Below are 714 nucleotides of genomic sequence, written 5' to 3'. Positions count from 1 at the left end.
TCGAAGTCTGCACGACCAACATATTTACCCCACTCATGCGCTTGCATGATGTATGTGCCGTTTTGTTGGTCTGGAGCACACTCGTCACCTGGTTTGAAGTCTGCGTATTCGTTAGTACCCGGCTCCATACATACTGGGTTTTGTGAGTGGCCACCAATAATTGCATCTAGTTGGCCTTCTTCAAGAGAACGCGCTAATAAAACGTCACCTGGTGCTTCGCTACCATGGTTACCATCTTGGTAGTGACCCATGTGTGTTGTTGCAAAAACTAGATCGACAGTTTCGTTTGCTTCGATTTCCTTAAGTACTTTTTTGATTTCAACTTGAGGATCTTCGAAGTAGATATCAGCAACGTTACTTGGGTTTACCAGTTTCGCTGTATCTTTTGTTGTTAGGCCAACAACCGCAACTTTAAGTCCGTTAATCGTGAAGACTTTGTAAGGCGCGAAGTAACGTTCGTCGGTTACTTTACCATCGGTGTCTTTCTTGTAGATGTTTGCAGCGAGCATAGGGAAGTCAGCCCATTGGATCTGCTTGTTCAAAACATCTAAAGCGTTATCAAACTCGTGGTTACCGACAGCCATTGCGTCGTAACCAAGCAGGTTCATCCCTATGAAGTCCGGTTCTGCATCTTGCATGTCTGACTCAGGAACACCTGTGTTGATATCACCGCCAGACAATAGAATGGTTTCGCCACCGCTTGATTCCACTTCT

Annotated in this window: 1 protein-coding gene; it reads right to left on the bottom strand. The window is 45.4% G+C overall.

The genetic code is table 11. The features are described from left to right. The coding region (locus tag R7E78_RS26580; protein WP_318058669.1) for a metallophosphoesterase at positions 1–714 on the bottom strand (714 nt) is incomplete at both ends.

This window comes from Vibrio sp. YT-19(2023), from assembly GCF_033337395.1.
The sequence above is the reverse complement of the archived record's forward strand: the minus strand, read 5'-3'. Positions and strand labels throughout refer to the sequence as shown.